Source organism: Pediococcus acidilactici DSM 20284 (assembly GCF_000146325.1).
Classification (GTDB): Bacteria; Bacillota; Bacilli; order Lactobacillales; family Lactobacillaceae; genus Pediococcus; species Pediococcus acidilactici.
In genome coordinates this window covers 1,501,394-1,520,618 of the sequence record NZ_GL397067.1, presented here as the reverse complement: position 1 = coordinate 1,520,618, position 19,225 = coordinate 1,501,394, and the positions used below count along the sequence as shown (strand labels likewise).

General features: G+C 40.1%; 16 protein-coding genes. 1 reads left to right on the top strand and 15 read right to left on the bottom strand.

Annotation, left to right across the window (positions count from 1 at the left end; all coding sequences use genetic code 11):
- Positions 1–338: 338 nt before the first annotated feature.
- The 11 genes from HMPREF0623_RS07295 to HMPREF0623_RS07245 form a co-directional block, all read right to left on the bottom strand.
- A complete protein-coding gene (locus tag HMPREF0623_RS07295) occupies positions 339–926 on the bottom strand; it encodes a peptidylprolyl isomerase (protein ID WP_002830590.1) in 588 nt (195 codons plus the stop codon).
- Between the two features lie 115 nt (positions 927–1,041).
- Positions 1,042–1,656: an HAD family hydrolase gene (locus tag HMPREF0623_RS07290; protein ID WP_004166531.1), complete on the bottom strand. Its 615-nt coding sequence runs from the start codon at positions 1,654–1,656 to the stop codon at positions 1,042–1,044.
- A gap of 58 nt (positions 1,657–1,714) precedes the next feature.
- Positions 1,715–2,686, bottom strand: a complete 972-nt coding sequence (locus HMPREF0623_RS07285) for an SIS domain-containing protein (RefSeq protein ID WP_373367284.1) — start codon at positions 2,684–2,686, stop codon at positions 1,715–1,717.
- A 59-nt stretch (positions 2,687–2,745) separates the two neighbouring features.
- The gene (locus HMPREF0623_RS07280; RefSeq protein WP_002830593.1) at positions 2,746–3,579 is read right to left on the bottom strand and encodes a PTS system mannose/fructose/sorbose family transporter subunit IID; all 834 of its coding nucleotides are present in this window, start codon (positions 3,577–3,579) and stop codon (positions 2,746–2,748) included.
- Between the two features lie 11 nt (positions 3,580–3,590).
- Entirely contained in the window at positions 3,591–4,373 is a 783-nt protein-coding gene (locus HMPREF0623_RS07275) for a PTS mannose/fructose/sorbose/N-acetylgalactosamine transporter subunit IIC (RefSeq protein WP_002830594.1), read from the bottom strand.
- 12 nt (positions 4,374–4,385) lie between these two features.
- Positions 4,386–4,856, bottom strand: a complete 471-nt coding sequence (locus tag HMPREF0623_RS07270; protein ID WP_002830908.1) for a PTS sugar transporter subunit IIB — start codon at positions 4,854–4,856, stop codon at positions 4,386–4,388.
- 2 nt (positions 4,857–4,858) lie between these two features.
- Positions 4,859–5,260 carry a PTS sugar transporter subunit IIA gene (locus HMPREF0623_RS07265; protein ID WP_002830907.1) on the bottom strand — a complete coding sequence of 134 codons (402 nt, stop codon included), beginning with the start codon at positions 5,258–5,260 and terminating at the stop codon, positions 4,859–4,861.
- Positions 5,261–5,355: 95 nt separating this feature from the next.
- Positions 5,356–8,094 carry a sigma 54-interacting transcriptional regulator gene (locus HMPREF0623_RS07260; protein ID WP_004166528.1) on the bottom strand — a complete coding sequence of 913 codons (2,739 nt, stop codon included), beginning with the start codon at positions 8,092–8,094 and terminating at the stop codon, positions 5,356–5,358.
- A 500-nt stretch (positions 8,095–8,594) separates the two neighbouring features.
- Complete coding sequence (locus HMPREF0623_RS07255; protein ID WP_002830598.1) at positions 8,595–9,437, bottom strand: aldo/keto reductase; 843 nt, start codon at positions 9,435–9,437, stop codon at positions 8,595–8,597.
- Positions 9,438–9,514: 77 nt separating this feature from the next.
- On the bottom strand, positions 9,515–11,890 hold the full coding sequence (locus tag HMPREF0623_RS07250) for a hypothetical protein (RefSeq protein WP_004166527.1): 2,376 nt from the start codon (positions 11,888–11,890) through the stop codon (positions 9,515–9,517).
- 113 nt (positions 11,891–12,003) lie between these two features.
- Positions 12,004–12,864, bottom strand: a complete 861-nt coding sequence (locus HMPREF0623_RS07245; protein ID WP_002830901.1) for a helix-turn-helix domain-containing protein — start codon at positions 12,862–12,864, stop codon at positions 12,004–12,006.
- A gap of 238 nt (positions 12,865–13,102) precedes the next feature.
- Between HMPREF0623_RS07245 and HMPREF0623_RS07240 the strand changes: the two genes are divergently transcribed.
- Positions 13,103–14,482: an MFS transporter gene (locus HMPREF0623_RS07240; protein ID WP_002830900.1), complete on the top strand. Its 1,380-nt coding sequence runs from the start codon at positions 13,103–13,105 to the stop codon at positions 14,480–14,482.
- Between the two features lie 154 nt (positions 14,483–14,636).
- Here HMPREF0623_RS07240 and HMPREF0623_RS07235 read toward each other — a convergent pair whose 3' ends face one another.
- From HMPREF0623_RS07235 to HMPREF0623_RS07220, 4 genes are all read right to left on the bottom strand, one after another.
- Positions 14,637–15,440, bottom strand: a complete 804-nt coding sequence (locus HMPREF0623_RS07235; RefSeq protein WP_004166522.1) for a MurR/RpiR family transcriptional regulator — start codon at positions 15,438–15,440, stop codon at positions 14,637–14,639.
- A 13-nt stretch (positions 15,441–15,453) separates the two neighbouring features.
- Positions 15,454–16,545 carry an agmatine deiminase gene (gene aguA, locus HMPREF0623_RS07230; RefSeq protein WP_004166521.1) on the bottom strand — a complete coding sequence of 364 codons (1,092 nt, stop codon included), beginning with the start codon at positions 16,543–16,545 and terminating at the stop codon, positions 15,454–15,456.
- 194 nt (positions 16,546–16,739) lie between these two features.
- Positions 16,740–17,834, bottom strand: coding sequence for an agmatine deiminase (gene aguA / locus HMPREF0623_RS07225; protein ID WP_004166520.1), 1,095 nt, complete (start codon positions 17,832–17,834; stop codon positions 16,740–16,742).
- Positions 17,831–19,222 carry an APC family permease gene (locus HMPREF0623_RS07220; protein WP_004166519.1) on the bottom strand — a complete coding sequence of 464 codons (1,392 nt, stop codon included), beginning with the start codon at positions 19,220–19,222 and terminating at the stop codon, positions 17,831–17,833. The genes aguA (HMPREF0623_RS07225) and HMPREF0623_RS07220 overlap by 4 nt, the downstream gene beginning before the upstream one ends.
- Between the last annotated feature and the right edge of the window lie 3 nt (positions 19,223–19,225).

Here is a 19,225-nt window from a genome sequence, read left to right as displayed (position 1 = left end):
ATGTTAAGTTAAAACGTTTTACCTTAGTGAAAACGGGGCATTTTGCTTTATAGATTAAGGTTTATCCCACAAAATTTTTTATACGACTCTTATTTAAATACGCCAACCAAAAAAAAATTCGTCATCAATAATCGGGTTGCGATTATTAACAACGAATTTTTACTTAGATACCAATTGGGGATTTATCGGAAAGTTTGGATTTCCTATGTTCCCGAATTCCACTTGGTTACAGAAACCGGATGCCTTATCAGCTAAACTTCCACTCCAATTGCGAAAGCCAGGTTCAACTTTCCATTTTCGTTAAATCCTTAAAACTGTTCAAAAAATTATTTGAGCGCTTATTCTTCCACCAATACTTTTTCCATCACGACATCTTCTGTAGGACGGTCTTCGTAATTACGATCCACTTTACTAATTGCTTCGGCCACGTCCATTCCTTCAATCACCTGACCAAATACCGTATGATGGCCATCCAACCATGGTGTACCGCCCTTTCGGTAAGCTTCTACAATTTCCTCTGGAAACTCAGCCGCCTTTAGTTGCCGGATCATTTTCTTAGGCACGTTGGTATTAGTAACGATGAAAAATTGGCTACCGTTCGTGTTAGGACCCGCGTTAGCCATCGATAGCGCGCCATTTAAATTGTAAAGCTGGTTGGAAAACTCATCTTCAAAGGTTTTACCATAAATGCTTTCGCCACCCATTCCAGTACCAGTCGGGTCGCCACCTTGAATCATGAAATCTGGAATCACGCGGTGAAAAATCACCCCGTCATAGTAACCTTGCTTAGCCAATTCAACGAAGTTTTTGACCGTCTTGGGTACCAACTCGTCAAAAAGCTGCACCTTAATGTCACCATGGTTAGTCTGAATCGTTATCTTAGTTCCTTTTACGTTTGCTAAATCTAATTGTGGGTATGTCATCATTTTCTCCTACTTCTCTTTTGATTGCTTGGACCGTTCTATTATACTGGAAAAATGGAGAAGTAAAATCAAATTTTAATTTATTGAAGACTTTTTTATCCAACTATCAACGCCAATTTTATTTTTCAATAATACTCCCAAAATCTTCTAAAACCACGTCAGCCAAATTTTGATCTACTGGCGCTGGGACCGCCCACACTTCCAATCCTGCTCGCTTAGCTGCTAAAATTCCTGTAGGACTATCTTCTACCACCACACAATCATCTTTAGAAACATGCAAAGCTTTGATTGTTTCTAGATAGACGTCTGGTGCTGGTTTATTTTTCTTTACCTTTTCACCACTAATCACTACGTTAAAACATTGTGCCAAATCACATTCACGTAGCATCCGATTTATTTCCTTTTCTTCTCCAGCTGATGCTAATGCCAGCATTTTTCCTTGTTTTTGCAACGTTGCAAGAACTTTGGGGACTTGTTTGTCCAAGTATTCTTGATAATTAATTTTATTCTTTTCCAAAAAGGGCTGATACTTTGTTCTAATTTGCTCGCGCTCACTTGGTTCTGGTACTAAATTTTCCCAGACCTTTTCATTTGACACTCCAATATAATCATCTATATCTGAAGAACCAGGGGTCAAATTATTTTCTTTAAAGAAACGCATCCGCCTTTCAAAATAAAATTCTTCAGACCTAATTAAAACGCCATCCATATCAAAAATAAAAGCTTTTTTCACGTAATCACCTCTTTAAAAAATGGGACCGCCAACAAACGCAGTCCCACTTTTAAAATTTTTAGTAGTTTTCTAATTTCCACATGTAGCGCCGTTTAGTTAGCGGATGTTGCCGTGCAGCCGCAAGTTTTTCTGCGTAAACCCGCATAACTCCTGTAAGTAACATTGGATTAAAGTAATCAATTACATTCTTAGAAGCAATTGATGCTAGTCCATGGTCTTTAGCGTCAATAATTGTTAATTTAGTGTCAAAGCGTTGTAGGAATGCCATTGCCCGTGCGTCTAGGTGGCGCGTCTTACCGTCATTCATAAATAGTAAGTATGGTGTGTCTTTCAAAGCCATTTCAAATGGGCCATGGAAAAGTTCGCCTGAATGAATGGTTGGAGCACTAATCCATTGCATTTCCATAAATAAGAATGAAGCAGTAGAGTAGGCTACATCCGAACTTGCACCACTACCAATCACGTAGATATTCTTCTCATCTTTATAGCGTGCAGCAAATTCTTCTGCAGCAGGATCGACCATCGCAGCTTCTTGGTTAATTAAATCGAATAATCCATCAAATGCTTTTTGTGCGTCTTCATAAAATTCATAACCTTCAAACTGATTTACAATTTCTATTGCTAACTTAAGTGCTAGGGTCATTTTTTCTGTCTTATGTGCGTAGTCTTCTTCAAAACCATGTACTAAACCATATTCAGCTGCATTAATGATTGGTGAATTTGGCATGTGCGATAGTGTAATAACGTGAGCACCTAATTCACGGGCATGTTTGGTAGCTTCAATCGATTCTGGAGTAGTTCCTCCAAGTGAGGCTGTAATGACAATTGTGTTTTCACCAACATCCTGTGGAGTGTCATAATTGAATTCATTTGCTTGCATAAAAGCCGATAAGAAGCGCTTACTTTCGTGCGAAATAAAGTAGTATCCTGGATATAGGTCCGCCATCGACGCCCCACAGCCGGTAAAGATCACTCGGTTAATTTTGCTATTTTTCTTCTTGATATCCGCAATAATTGATTTAGGTGACATGTTCATAATAAAAATTCCTCCTAATATAATTAAAATATTTTATTAACTGATTACTATGTTTAAGCTAAAATCCCTAAAACGCTGAATAATAAACCACTTAAAATACAAATTGTAAGGATCCATCCCGTTTTAACTTTTTTATGCAACAACCAATACATAAAGAAAGTAACCAATAACGGAATCATCTGAGGGAAGATGGTGTCCAATGTCTTTTGGAGATTAAACGTCTTACCCATGTGAATTGGCGTGGTAATTCCAATCATACTTGCAATCATTGATCCGATTACCATTAGTCCAACGATTGTTACCAAATACATTGCTCGGTCCATAATTCCTTGACTAGTAAGTTTCTTCAAAAAGCTATTTCCAGCTGTGTAGCCTAACTTTCCACCGTAGTATGTAACTAACGCTGCCGGAACAAATGAAATTAAGATTGCTAAAATTGGTCCCAAAATACTGCCTTGTCTAGCAAAGTTAACTCCTAAACCAAACGCTAAAACTTTAATAGTTCCTTGGAAAAATGAATCACCAACTCCAGATAGTGGTCCCATCAACGATGCTTTAACCGCGTTAATCGAATCCGGGTTGAACGAAGTGGGTTCACGAGCATACTCTTCTTCCATCGAAGAAGCCAACCCTAGAACAAATGCGCTCGTTTGAGGGGTGCAATTGTAAAAAGCTAAGTGCCGCTTGTAAGCCGCTTTCTTACGTTGCAAATCTTCTTCATTTTTAGAGCTATATAAACTATCAATAGTTGGTGCGATTCCGTACAGAAAGCCTAAATTCATTTGTCCTTCATAGTTCCAAGAGGCCTGGATTGCATAAGAACGCCAGAAGAAGGACCAATACTTTTTTCTTAACTTTTTTGAATCTATTTGTGTATTTTCAGCCATCATCTCACCTCCTAAAGTTCCTCTAAATCATCGTCTTCATCACTAGTTAACCCCTGATCAACGCTATTTTTAGGCAATATTTCGTTTAAAATAATTACAAGTAATGCCGCAAAGATTGCTACACCGGTAACTGACAAACCTGCGTAAGCGGTGATAAAAAATCCTAATAACAAGTATGCAACCGTCTTTTTCGACAGCATCGTTTGCATTAGTAGTGCAAACCCATACGCGGGCAAGATTTTACTTGCTAAATTCAATCCATTAGTAAGCCAAGCAGGAATCGATTGAACAATTTCTTTAACTACATCAGCTCCAAAATAAATGGCAACAAATACGGGTACGAAATACATCAATGAATATAAAATGGGACCCCATAGAATGTGAAACCTTCTAGCTTTGGCAAACTCGCCTTTTTCTATGTCGCTTTCCGCTTTGTGAACAAAAGTAGACATAAACATCCGTAAAAGAATTCCCACCATTTGTCCTAGGATTGCAACCGGAAGGGCGATAGTTAAAGCAGTTTGAGCATTTGTATCCGATAAGATTGCAAAAGCAGTTGCCATCACCGAGCCCAAAACTAGATCCGGCGGAGCTGCTGCCCCAATATTTACTATCCCCATGAATATTAATTCTAGAGATGCCCCAACAATTAACCCCTTTGTTAAATCGCCCAAAGCAACACCTACTAGGGCCGCCATTACTAGTGGTTGCTCAAAGTTAGTCCGCCCCAGCATTCTGGAATCCATCGTCCCAAATACGGCAATGATTCCAAGTAAAATGGCATTTAAAAGCATATATCTAACCTCCTAAATTAGTTCATTTAAACTTTCTCTCTTAGAGGTTGGTACCTGTTGCATATACAAATCAAAACCTAGATTCTTTAATTCCTGACTACACTTAACTTCTTCTTCCGTTAGAAAAACTGCATTACTGAATCGCTTCGTGTCTGGCCGATTTTTAACACCTCCATAGTTAATTTCTTTAACTCCTTCCAAAAGTGGGACAATCTGTCCAGCTTGTAAAACATCTCCAAAAATAATCATGGTATTACTCTTCAAATTATTTATTTTGGCGATTCGTTCCTTAGCTTGATCAACACTAAACACACTCAATTTAATGTCTGCTGGCTTGGATAATTTCAATGACATTTTCTTGAAATCATCACCAGCCGCAACGTTATCAATTACCACAATTCGTTCAATTCCCTGCGACTTAGTCCAAGCAAAAATCACCTGTCCATGTAATAAACGATGATCAATTCTGATTACTTTAATCATTTTTATTCCTCCTTTGCAGATTCAACCATTTTATTTACGTTAATCAATCCTCGCTTTCCTTCTTGAACTAGTTCATCAAGTGCCTTTAAATCTAAGTCTCCTGAATAAGTTGCTAATGATAGTACTAGAGGCAAATTCATCCCAGTTATCAAAAAAACATTTTTATAACGTAGCACTAATTCAGTCATTGCATTATTAACCGAACCGCCCATCACATCAGTCACGATAATGAATTGCTCATTTACTTCTCGCGTGATCTGTTGGCTAATATCCGAAGCAAAATCGACATTTTCCTCATCATAAGCAGAATATGCCTGAATACTTACCTGATTTCCCACAATCATATCTAACGTATCTTTCATCCCTTTTGCGAGGGCGCCATGACTTGCTAATATAATTTTCAAACCTTATCACCTACCATTTCCTTACACCCTTATAAAAGCAAAAGGCGTGCCAACTTCTGGCACGCCCTTCCTTTATTCAATCAAATCGCTGATTTTTAGGCATCTGCTTGGATAATGTCGAAAATATAGCCGTACTCGGAGGCTGGGATTTCGACACTATAAATTTTTTCAATCACACTAAAAGACTCTTTTATCCATTTAAAAAGTCGTTGGTCTTCAGTGTCGGAAAGTTGTTCTAAATCATAGCTGGTAATCGGTTCGTTTCGGATTAATCGCTCAATTAGGCAGCTCACATGCACGTATAACGACATTTTTGTGATGTTGCCTAACTGGTGCCCGCTTAACTGGTTAAATTTATTAATGGCGCGGTCAATATTATCCATCACCAAATGCGCATCCAGAATGGTAATAGAATTAATTACCCGCTCTAATGAAAAACTGTGAATCAGTTGTTCTTTAAACTGTTGGAGCTGCTCCGTAGTCATGCATACTTGCAAAGCCTTATCCAACTTCTCCATCTCGCTTCCGGAAATAATGCTTTCCAAGGAAATGTATGGGGCGTCGGGAAGCCCGGGGTCAATCGTCCCCACTACCGCCACCACGTTGTACAACTTATTGAAAATGGCAATTTGTTCTTCAGCCTTTAACCGGTCAACCTCGTAGGCCTGAATTTGACAGTCCACTTCTACCGGCATACTATCCAGCAGCAATTTTTTGACACTATTAGCCGTGCCAATTCCGGTAAAGCAGCAGGTTACGATTAGATTGCGCTTAATTTCTTTTGGATAGATAATTTGTGTTTTAGGCACCATCGCCTGCCGAACGTTTCGCATGATTTGCTCAATATCTTTATGATGCCGAATATCATCAGCCACTAGCAACGCCGACTGAGTTGAGACGTTGTTAACAATGGCAATCGGAAAATCAATTTCACTACTAATAAATTTTTGAATGCCCTCCAAGGATCCCATATCAACCATTAAAATTAGTCCCCGGTTAATTTGGCGATTTTTCACGTAACTGCTGACCTTTTCACCAATTTCCGCCACATCAATATCCAACGGCATGTCGATCGCGTCCATTACGTGTTCGTTAAATAAATTATTGATCACGCTAGCGATGCTGCTGGCGGTCGAATAGCCGTGGGAGAGGATAATGCAACGAATGTTTTGGCTATCGGTTTCCTTCTTCACACTCCGTAGGTACAGATGAATAAATAGTTCATCCACGTCATCAAGGTGCAAATTCATGGTCTTTGCGGTGATTAAACGTAGGTCCCCAACAATTTGGTCGACCTCAACATCCTCACCATGAAAAGTGGCGTTAATTTGCTGAATGCACTGTTCGTCGCGTTGTACCAAATGCCAGTTAGCACGGTTACGGTTGTAAAAGTAATATGCTAAAACTAGCGCGACGTTGCCCATAAACTGGGTATCACTATTGTTTTCGACGTTAGCAATTCGATCGGCAAACATCTTTTTCAAAAACCCCACCGACATGTCGCTTTTTTCCGTATCCTTCTTAAAAATTAAGTAGTCACACAGTTGGTTAATTTCGTCGATGGCATTATCAATGAAGGTGTCCCGTTTGGCTGTTTGCTGAAATTGTTGAATAATTTTTAACATGACCCGTTTAATTTCATCGGTATACGCCTGGGATTCGGAGATTAAATCATCAATTTTCATGGTTGGCAACACGCTGATGAACTGGTCGCTAAACGATAGTAAACTTGCGTCTTGAATATTATGGTCAATTACCGTTTTGGGCACGTCTGCTAATAAGATTTCAATATTCGAGCTTTGCGCTGCCCGCTGTAAACTATTGGCCACCGAGATTAAAATGGTATTCTTTAACTGACCCACGTTACCAAGATAACTGCTGGAACTTAAAATATTCAGCACCGAGGTGTTCACTAACACTTTGCGTTGAATTTTCTGGGATTGGCGGAGGTAAAATAACTTAACCAAGTTTTCACGTTCCTGACGTGGGCGGTCGTTTAGTTCCGGGATTTCAATTTGAATGGGAATCCGGCGAATAAAAGTGTCTAAGAAATGACTTTGAATATCCTCGGTAGTTGCAAAAACTAGCCGAACTTGTACATGATGCCCCTCTTTAGTTGCTCCCAACGGCGTGATCATCCCGTTGTCCAAATAATTAAACAGTTTTTCCTGTCCCTTAGCATCAAGCCGGTGAATTTCATCAAGAAACAGCATTCCGCCATCTGCTTCATCAAATAGTCCCGTACTATCTTGATTCGCGCCCGTAAAGGCTCCCTTTTTATAACCAAATAAATTACTTGCTAAAAGTTCCGGATTGTCAGCATACTCCGCGCAGTTTAGGTGCACAAAGCGGGATTCTGGTGCTAAATACCCCTTATCCACGCAATATTGGTAATAAACTTGCGCTAAATAAGTTTTCCCCGCTCCCGTAGGCCCGGTAATTAAAACGGGTAACCCGGTTCCTGGGTAGCCAGCGGCCGCTTTCAACCTTTCAATAGGGGTGTATAGCGAACCGTGTCCGCCAATTACTTCGTCAAAGGCCGTCCGTTTAGGCTGAGATACAATGTTTTCCAACGCCGCTTGACTTTCAAACTCTGTATTTTCTAAAACAATGTCGTATCGCTGTTCTAAAGTTGCCCTATCCCAAAATTTAACTGGACGTGAATTAAGTTTAATTGCAACCTTCTCTTTACAAAGATCATTTAAGTACGCACTAATTGTATTCCGCCGCACTCCTAATCGTTGACTAAAGTCCTCCGCGGTGGCGCCGTGTTCTTGCCAATCTTCTCTTTCAGTTACCGATTGCAGCATTGCTGCTACTTGATCCTTCACCATAAAAACCTCTCCTAACCACTATGAAAACGTTATCAATTTACGGATAGTGTATCCCAGGGGAGAAAAGTGCGCAAGGTGGGGCGGAAAACCCTAGTTTTTTATATCTAGCAAAAAATATAGAGAGTGTGACAAAAGTCGGTTAGTTTGCGAGCATTAACTGAAAATTGATCATGATGCCTGAATTTGGCATGATGGTCAATTTTTGGTTAAGCGGAACAAACTGACTTTTGGCACACATTTTGGCTCTATTGAAGTCAAAACATCAAAAAACGATTCATGAGGAATTTCCTCTCATGAACCGTTTTTGGTTTAGAGACTTTTGTCACAGTCCCCATATTTTTTAATGGCTTGGACTTGTGCCCCTCTGCTGCCTCGTCGAAACGTGCTCCGAAACCCAGCTCCTTCCGGCTAACTAAATTATGGGAGTAATCGCTAAAACCGCGATTACTCCCATAATTCTGTTAGTCCTCATAAGCTACCCGGGTTTCTCCGCACTCTTTTTAATACATCCGTCCATATTCATACGTCAATTCTGGTTCGCGGCCCGTTCTTGCGAACTTATTTAGCTTGTCGACTTGCTTCATTTCTTCATCAGACAGTTCAAAATCATAGATGTCGGCATTTTGGGCAATTCGTTCTTCATGCACCGACTTCGGAATGAACGCCACCCCGTTTTGCAAGTGCCACCGCAAAACTACTTGGGCAGGCGATTTTTGGTACTTATCCGCAATCTCCTTAAGCACTTCTTGGTCAAGCACCGTTCCGCGTCCTAATGGGCTCCACGCTTGGGTAACGATGTTGTGTTGTTTATTAAATTCGATCACTGGTTTAAGGGTTAAGAAGGGATGCATTTCCACCTGATCAACCACCGGCATTTCGTTCGCCTTAGTCGCCAAATATTCCAAATGAATAGTTTGGTAGTTGCTGACCCCGATTGACTTGGTCAAGCCCGCCTTCTTCAGATCCTCAAATGCGCGCCACGTTTCAAAAAAGTGTTGACGAACCGGCCAATGGATCAGTAACAAATCGACGTAGTCCATTTGCAACTTCTGCAGGGATTCTTTTACCGAGGCAATCGCTTCGTCATAACCTTGCCGCGCCTCCGTCACTTTGGTAGTCACAAAAATATTTTCCCGGGGAATCGCAAACTTTTTAAACGCATTTCCCACTTCTTGTTCATTTTCGTAGAGTTGTGCCGTATCAAACAACCGGTAGCCGTTTTCGTAGGCTGCTTTCACCGCCGTGTCAACCGCTGCTTGTCCACGAACTTTATATAATCCAAAGCCTTCTTGTGGCATCTGATTGCCATCTGCCAACGTAATCAAATTATTTTGAATATCCATTTGAATGAGCTCCTTTCAATGAACCTTCTTGTTACGTTAAGCATAGCACTTGCTGGATGAATTGCGAGTAATTACGGTCATTCTTTTTCAGATTCAAAGCAATGCTGTTGGGTGTCATAAATAACTTCATCTACATTCTTTCGCAATACATTGCCGCTATCTAGGTCAATATAACGCGTAGGGTATGGTGCGTGACTCCTAATTACAATCTTCAAACCTTCTTTGGCAATAATTTGTCCATTAATGACTTCCATCTCACCATTTTTATTTTGAAATACGTAGGTTTCTTGTCCTAAGCCGTTTAAATATGCTACAAGTTCTTCGCCCATATCCCAATCGTCTTCGCCAGTATAGCCATTAGGGAACAACTTAGAAAAAATACCACCATTTGTATAAAACACTGATTGGCCGAACCGATCTCGTGATAAATCAGGTCGGTTAAGATTTGGTCCAGCGATACTATACGTAGACGCTGCTTCACCAGTTTTGAGTTTTCTTTTAGTAGTTGTCGCATTGGCATCATACATATAGAGCACTGCTGCCGTTGCCCGATTTCCAGCTTTAATCAATGCCGGATCATTAAGCTCTCTACCAGTAATTACTGCTGAGGCAGCTGTCACGCCACCCCACAAAGAGTGGATCATATATGATAAAGCTTCCCACCACCGATCCGGGCTTTGAGCACGAAAATCATTGCTATATCCAATATTAGCTTTCAATAGTTCACCATAAATTCGCGAAGCGTGTGAATAACCAGCCAATGCCAAGGCACCAGCAGCTGGACCAAAGCCCGCATTATCATAAAAGTGTTCGGTTACTGCCGCAGACAATTGATTGCTAGTTTTTGCAATTCTTTCCGTTGTATTTTGCCAAGCCGTTTCTATTTCACGTTCTTCTTTATCCAGCCCCTTCGCTTTTAGAGCTTCAAGTAAGTCCTCCACGTATAAGAAATACTGCCCTAACATTTGTGCTTCCGCCTTACCACGTGGATCCTCATGAAGGTTGGGATTAACTCGCACGTTTAAGACTTCCGCTGCCCATTTCAAATAGTCCTTAGCCGTGTGGAGTCGTAAGACCTGATCATCACATTGAGATAGTAAGAAGTACAAGTGTGCAATGTATTCTAAATCCATTACTCGATAAAAATCGCCATATAATTTCCGAGGTCTTCTAAAGTCTCCATTTTCAAACCATTTTTCACGCACATACTTAACTGCACTTTCTTCAACTAACCGTATTTTCTGGGCACGATTTTTAACCGTTGGATCCAGCAAACACTCTTGAATTACGAAATTCATTTTACCTATAGATTCACCTTGATTAGAAATTGGTGCAAAACCATATGCTGGCGTACCTTCAGGACCTAAATAAGCGTGTTCAATAATATAGTCAGCTCGTTGTCGCAGTAACTGCTTGATAGAATTCATTTTATTAAAAACGATCATGTCAGTTTTTCCGTTATCAAATTCAATTATTATTTGGTGCTCGCCCCCTCCACTGACCGCATATTCTAAATATCTTCCTTCTAATTTTGCGGTTAAATCTTGGTACTCTAAGTTCTTTTTAGTTTGATAACAATCCGTGATTTTACTAATGTGTTGAGTCGAATCTTCATCAAGAACCAATTTCTGCGTTGTGTTGGTTACAAGCGGCGCAAATTGGATATATGGATGTTCGTATCGTTGAGCCACCTCATAAAAATTATCCTGGTTAGTAAAGGAAGCTAACCTAAACTCCCAATTTTTTTCTTGACGTCCGCTTAAATTCAATGTCTTTCGGGAGTAAATCCAATCATCAGTAGGTGCTTGTTTCGCATTAGGATAACCTCCAGCCAGCACTAGTTGATGGAATAGCATTCCATCTAGTGAAGGTGATACATTCTCGAAAAAGCGGTTACAGTATTCGTTATAAGTTCCGACAGATTGCATACTTCTCGCCGTCTGGTAAAGTCCTAAATTAGGAAATGTATTGTCTCGGCGAACAACGGCTAATTTAGTATAATTTGGTGAAATTGAAGGAAAAACTGCTGCCGATTGATTTGCGTTTCGTTGGACCTTTAAATCACGAAACATTATGTATGCAAAACTTGCCCATACGCCAAAATTTTCAATTTTAATTGGTCGATTAGTCATGTTTTCTAAAGCTATGTTCCATTGCAAATCACGAGCATGTAACTTATAAGTATTGCTAACTCGTACATCACCAATTTTAAAAGTCACCTGACAAGCATCCGCTCCTTGTTTAATTTCTGGAAGATAATCGATACTGTTATAATTCTTCTCATTAAATCTTAGAGTGAATTCCCCAAACAATTTATCTTCATCGTGATAACCCGTCTCAGCCAAGTATGCAGGATCAATAACCCAGTTCATAGCAGAAGAGTCACTTTTTAATTGTAATTTAGTTACTGCTCCACGATGACTTTGTTGCACCAAGAATTCTTTATTATCCATTTTGTTACCTTCTTACCGGCTAAATGCCTTATATTATCTTAATTATCATGATAACCGCTTTCATTTTAGGATAAATGCAATTTTGTAACTTATTTTTATAAAAACTAACCTTTTCAAACCTGTTTTTCGCTCCGATATTTTTGCGGTGCCATTCCGGTATACTTTTTAAATGACGTGGAGAAGTAATAAACATTTTGAAAACCCAAACTTTCAGCAATTTCAGAAATAGTCATTTCTGTATTTAATAACCGTTTTTCAGCTTCTTCCATCCGATACTGCACTAAAAATTCTGCCGGCGTCAGTCCAACAGTCTGTTTCAAAGCTCGCGAAATATAGTTAGGATGGAAATGAAATTGTGCGCTTAAACTCTCATTAGTAATTTTTTGCGCATAATTATCCCGTAAGTACCGTTGAACCTGATCTGCAAGTTCGTTAAGCTTGCTTTCTTCTTTGGAGTGTACTTGAATAAATTGTAAAACGTCAATAAAAAGCTGTTGAGCTCGCCAAAAACCAAAACTTTGTGATTTGGTACTCTCATCAAACAATTTTTTTACCGTGTCTAAAACTTTATCAAACTCAGGAATCCGGGTATGTTTAACCAGATGAAGCGTTAATATTGGCGTATTATAATGCAGAGTTGGTACCTCAATTGTTGGCCTCATAGACGTAGGTGAATTAGCTTGCGTCCAGTGCCCCGAAACATAAAAATGTACCCAATAATAATGGGTTTCCTCGTCAATTGCTTTCCACGAGTAATGATGATGTTTAGGTAGAAGAATCATCATTTCTCCAGCCGAGACTGTGTAATCTTTTCCATTTTCAGCAATATATAAAGCCCCCTTGGTCATAAATATCAAAACAAAGTATTGTAAGTCAGTTCGGTTGGGGTGTCGATCACCAGGATAAAAAGTTGCTTCGTTACCCTCAATAAAAGTTGGCAACGGTAAACAAGAAATTGAAATGTATTGCTTCATTGGCGCACCTCCTTTATTTTCTACCGCCATCTTCAGGATAACTTATTCACCAAGTTTAGATATTATGAAGTGTGATATTTTATAAATTTTCTGTCATCTATTAGATTTTCAAATTGGAATAATTGAACTAAATTTGGTTTTGAAAGCGCATTACTAAACTAATCCTAATTAAGAATCCTAAATCGTAATTTCGCCCCTAAATGAAATCGCTTTCGACTATTGAAATGGAGGTTCTATCGTGACTAATAAAGTTGCTGAAGCTATGAAAAACAATGCCAAGGTTCCTTTCCATCGGATGCTTGCCTATGCCAGTACCGATGCAGCAGGTAACCTACTATATACAACGGTTACTACATTTATCCTGTATTATTATACTGACATCTTTGGTCTATCAGTAGCCGCTGCAGGTACCATTTTACTTGCTGCGCGGATTCTTGACGCTTTTGACGCTCCCGTTTGGGGATTTATCATTGATCACACTCATACTAAATGGGGCAAAAGTCGACCCTACTTTTTGTGGATGGCCTTTCCCTTTGCCATCCTGTTCGTTCTAATGTTTTGGTCACCGCAATTAACTACAAACGCTAAATTCTGGTGGGCAATGATTACATACCTATTGTTTGGAATCTCATATACAGGGATGTCCACTCCGATCACATCGATTTTACCTAATCTCTCTAATGATTCTGACGAACGAATTAAATTAAACAGTACTCGGATGATTGGCGGAAACATCGGTTACTTTATTACCGCAACTTTCACTCTAGGAATCGCCGCATTTTTAGGTAAAGGTAACGACCTACTAGGTTGGCGATACACAGCCATTGTTTTTGGAATTTTAGGATTTATCTTACTGTTATTTGCGTTCTTTGACACCCGAGAAATCAATCAATCGACGCAAAAATCACTCCCTATTTTACAATCAATTAAGGCCGCTAAGAATAACTGGCCATGGGTGATTTTAGTCGTTGTATTTATCTTTTACTGGTTAGGTAATGCCTCAAGAACTTCCGTTGTGGTTTACTACACACAATACAATCTTGGTATAAAAGGATTTGCCTCTATTCTCAACGGGTTGGTAATGTTCCAGATGGTCGGAATGCTATTGATCCCACTATTGGTTAAAAAATTTAAAAAATCACACGTTTTAATTTTAGGCATGTTAATTGCTGCAATAGGACAGCTTTTAATCCCTCTTGCAGGGCATTCTTTAATTTTGTTATCAGTAGTATGGAGTATTGCTTCAATCGGTACCGGGATTTCCGTTTCTATGCCATTTGCTATGCTTTCAGACACGGTTGACTACGGCGAGTGGAAAAACGGTATTCGTGCAAGCGGATTTTTAACTGCTATTGGCAGCTCATTCGCGATTAAAATTGGCTCAGGTCTTGGGGGATGGGCACCTTCAATGATTCTGAATCATGTTGGATATCACGCTGGAAGTGCTCAAAGCAGCGCAACTTTATCAGCAATCAGATTCTGTATTAGTTATTTACCTGCCATTTTCTTTATTATCGGTGCATTAATCATGGTACTTTACATTCGCTACGAAGCTAAAGAAACTCGTATTAAAGCTGAATTACAAGAACGCCGTGCGACCATTCTAAATAACAATTAGCCCCAAAAGTTGTTTTGGCTTCAATAGAGCCAAAACGTGGGACAAAAGTCAGTTTGTTCCGCTTAACCAAAAATTGACCATGATGCCAAACTCAGGCATAATGGTCAATTTTCAGTTAATGCTCGCAAACTACCCCACTTTTGTCCCACTCTCTTTATTTTTTCATAAAGTTAAAATCTTGACCGCCATAATCTTCAATATATTGGTACAAAATCAGTTCCATCAACGCAATTGTAGAAACCCGTGAACTGATTTCAACGTCGTTAACTTCGATTACGTCAGCAAAGATATATAAATTAATATCACTCAAATTCTGGATCGTATTGTTATCCGGCTCAGTGATTGAAATTAAAAAAGGTGTTTTCGCCGCTCCTTTTAATTGTTTAATCATTTCTAAAAACTCGCGGTTGCGGCCGTTATACGTAAGCATGAAAACTAAATCATCCGACTTAACTTGTTTAATGGCCATTCGCCGAAAATCACGATCCCGGGGGTATTTCACCGTAAATCCCGCCATCGTATAAACGTAATATACATAATCTGCCGCATACTTACTAATTCCTTTAGCAAACAGGTAAATGGTGGGATGGTTAGCCAGTTGTTTAGTAATCTCGTGTAATTTCTTAGATGGGATCACCCGGACCGATTCAGTAATATTTTTTAGATATTCTTCTCGATAATCAACCTGGCTAACTTCAAACGGCATCTCTTTTTCTTGCTCGTTTTTTTCGTTAAGGACGGTATATTTAATTACCGTGGTGAATTCGCTAAACCCCACAAACCCAATTTTCTTAACGAAGCGTAGGAACGTTGCCGTTGATACGTAAGTTTCACTAGCAACTTCGCGAATACTTTGGTTTTTAATTTTATCCATGTTGGAGACTACGTAGTCAAATAGTGCTTGTTCATTTTTGGTTAACGTACTGAGATGTGACTCTACAATGTCAAAAAAATTCATAAGCCACCCTCCATTAATGTCCCGGCATGTTAAGCACGACTGTATGTAATCCGCCCCCACCCGTTAATATTTCGGTAGCGGGAAAACCAATTATTTCCCGGTCGGGATAATAATTAGCCAACTCTTGGCGGGCTTTTTGATCGTTAAGATCGTTAAATTCCGGAAAAATAATCGCCTGATCAAGCGTAATATAATTAACATAAGTAGCGGTTAACCGTTGCCCTTCCGTGCGAGGTAACATTCCGTTAATTGGATCAACCCCTTCTGCTTCCAGTGCCGTCAATTTTACCGGACGCTGCGGCAAATCCATTTTATGAATTATTAAATTTCGTCCACGAGCATCTGTTATCTGACTTAAAATGTCGTAAGCACGCTGACTAATCCGGTGTTGCGGATCGCTTGGATTATCGGTCCACGATAACATAACTTCACCTGGTCGAATAAAATTAACCATGTTATCCACGTCACCCCCAGCTTCATCTAAGAAAAATCCTTCCGGAAGCCAAATTACCTTTTGGGCACCCAAATAATTTTGGAAAACCGCTTCGGCTTGAGCCTTAGTAATTCCCTTGTTGCGCCCTTCCGAAAGTACCACTTCTTCAGTAGTAATCAAGGTCCCTTCCCCGTCGGTCACTACCGAACAGCCTTCTAAAATAAAGTCCGACTGGTAACGGTCCCAGCCAAATAAGTCAGCTAACTTTCCGGTTACCTCCTGGTCCTTATCCCAAGGAAAATAAAGACCATCGAGCAATCCGCCCCAGGCATTAAACCCAAAGTCCATACAACGCACGACTCCATCAGCATTAACCAATTCAATCGGTCCCGTATCTTTAATAAAAACGTCATTATTACTCATTTCTAAAACCCGAATCTGGGTTGGTAACATCGCTCGCGCATTTTTATATTGATTTTCGTTTACAAACACCGTTACTGGCTGATAATTTGCTATTAATGTTGCTAACTGTACAAAAGATTTTTGCGCTGGTTTACCACCGTTACGCCAATTATCGGGGCGCTGCGGCCACATCATTAAACTTTGCCCCTTGGATTCGAATTCGGCTGGCATCCAAAAACCATCCTGTTGGGGAAATGTTGTTAACTTCATTGCCAATTAATCCCTTCTGACTTTTTTTCGTAATTTTCTTCCTTTGTCCGAGAAATCGCTGAATTACGAATAATTAATTTTACTCTCAAAAATTGGAACACACGCTAATTTCATTCAATTAGTTCTCCATATTTTGAAAATAAAAATTGAGGTAGGATTATGCTTTTCTTCCCACCTCAATTATTTTCCTCATCTTAACGTTGAGGAACCTGCTGAGTAATACAGTGAATATTTCCTCCACCAAGTAAAATTTCGCGTGCGGGAACTCCTACCACTTTGCGATCTGGATATAATTCGCTCAACACTTTTTGAGCTTCCTTATCCATAGGGTCGTTAAATAGTGGGAAAATAATCCCGCCATTTGCAGTGTAGTAGTTAATATAACTAGCTGCTAGACGCTCGCCTTCCGTCCTTGGTAGCGTGCCATCAACCGCGTCCACCCCTTCACTTTCTGCTTTAGTGATCAGTACTGGTTTAGGAACTCTTAACTTAACCACCTTAAGCTTGCGACCTTGGGCATCCGTTGCATTTTCCAAAATCGCCAAGTTTTCTTTAGAAATTTCGTATTGGGGATCATTTTGATCATCCGTCCAAGCAAGAGCGACTACCCCAGGTTTAACAAAATTAGCAATATTATCCACGTGCCCGTTTGTTTCGTCTTGGTAGATTCCCTTCTTCAGCCAGATGATTTTTTCCAAGTTAAGGTGTTCTTTAAGCACTTCTTCGATTTGAGCCTTAGAAAGTTGTGGGTTACGGCCTTCCGATAATAGGCACTCTTCCGTAGTAATTAAGGTACCTTGTCCATCCACGTGGATTGATCCACCTTCTAACACAAAATCATCCAGCCGGTACCGATCTGTTTGTTCCAATTCTGCCATTTTTTGAGCAACACGATCGTCCTTATCCCATGGGAAATAAAGTCCGTCTACCAAACCTCCCCAAGCATTAAACGTCCAATCTACAGCACGCAATTCTCCGTGATCATTTTTCACGAAGGTCGCGCCACAGTCTCGAATCCAGGAATCGTTATTGGAAATTTCGATTACTTTCACCTGGTCAGGTAACATATTCCGGGCGTTTTCGTATTGATCGTCATTCACGCCCACCGTTACTGGTTCAAATTCGGCGATTGCCTCGGCTACCTGCGCAAAAGTTTTCTGGGCGGGCTTACCGCCGTTTCGCCAATTATCGGGGCGTTGGGGCCATAACATGTAGGCACCCGCATGCTCTTCAAATTCTCCTGGCATTCTAAATCCATCTTTTTTAGGGGTACTATCTAAGGTCTTCATTTTTGTGTCTCCTTTATTTTTAAACGTTGGTTAACTTCTCGACGTTCAGCAATTCTAACAACTAATTCACCAACTACTAGGGTAACAATAACCCCAATTAAAATTGGCACCTTGGCAGATAATTCTGCAGCAGTAGTATTCAGGGGTACCGCAGTAAAGATTACCGTCAATAAAAGTAAAAACTCGGGAATCCAAGTCATGCACCACAGTAATCCCTTCCCACCGGGAACCTTAAACGGGCGGTCTCGTTGGGGATCAATTTTACGAAGCTTTAAAAAGGCTGGAAACATCATCGTATACGAAAGCAGAAGGGCAATTACGTTTAAAGAGAAAAATGCCCAAAAAATGTCTTGATTAGGAATCAGGGGAGCAACCACGATTAAGATGGTAGCTACCACCCCGTTTAAATACCCTGTTCCAACCGGCATGTGCTGCTTATTTTCAATTCCAAATACATTTGGTAAAACGTGATCTTTCGCTGCGTAATCCGCTACGTAATTAACTCCTAGTGCCCAAGATACCATTTCAGAAACTAAAATGTACAAGAATAAAACTCCGATAACGACGACAAACCAGTTCATTTTACCAATTAAGAGGATAAAACTGTCTAGTAGCCCGCTCGATGCTGACAACTCGTTGGTAGGAATTGCTGCGCTCATCCCAAAGGCCGACATCAAGTAGAAAACTGCAATTAAAACTCCCCCATAAATAATTGCTTGTGGGATTTGCTTGCGCGGATTGTCCATATCATCCGCCATGGTAGCAACCACTTCAAAACCTAGGAAATTAAAAATAATAATCGACAAATTACTTAAACTATTGATGTTCATTTGGGGTAAAAATTCCCGCGGCGCAAAACTATTTGCCACTCCCCTAGTTACCGCTACGTAAATTCCTAATCCCGTTAACGAACAGATGGTAAAAATTTTCGCGAACGCAGCTAAATTCATAATCCATTTACTTTCGGAGGCCGGTTGGTTACCAACGATTACCACGAACCACACGAAAATTAATTGAATACCAACCGCAAGCCACGTTCCTAATTTTAGGTTAAAAATGGTTTCCGCCACCTGGGTGAAAAGCACTGCCAAACTTGCCATCCAAATCGGATAGTTAATCCAATATAGCCACGCTAGCCGGCCGCCCCATCGAGAACCAAAGGCTTGTTTCACCCAGTCGTATAAGCCGCCGTCTCCCGTATAAGTTGTTCCTAATTCGGAGGAAATTAAACCGTAAGGCAAGAAAAATAACCCTAAGAGAAAAATCCACCAAAAGAATTGCGAAGTGCCAATTGCAGCAGCCGGAGCGGCTGATTCAACTACCAAAATTACCACTACCGACATCAATACTGCATCAAATAGTTTGAATTTCTTTTTTCCCGTTTCCATAAT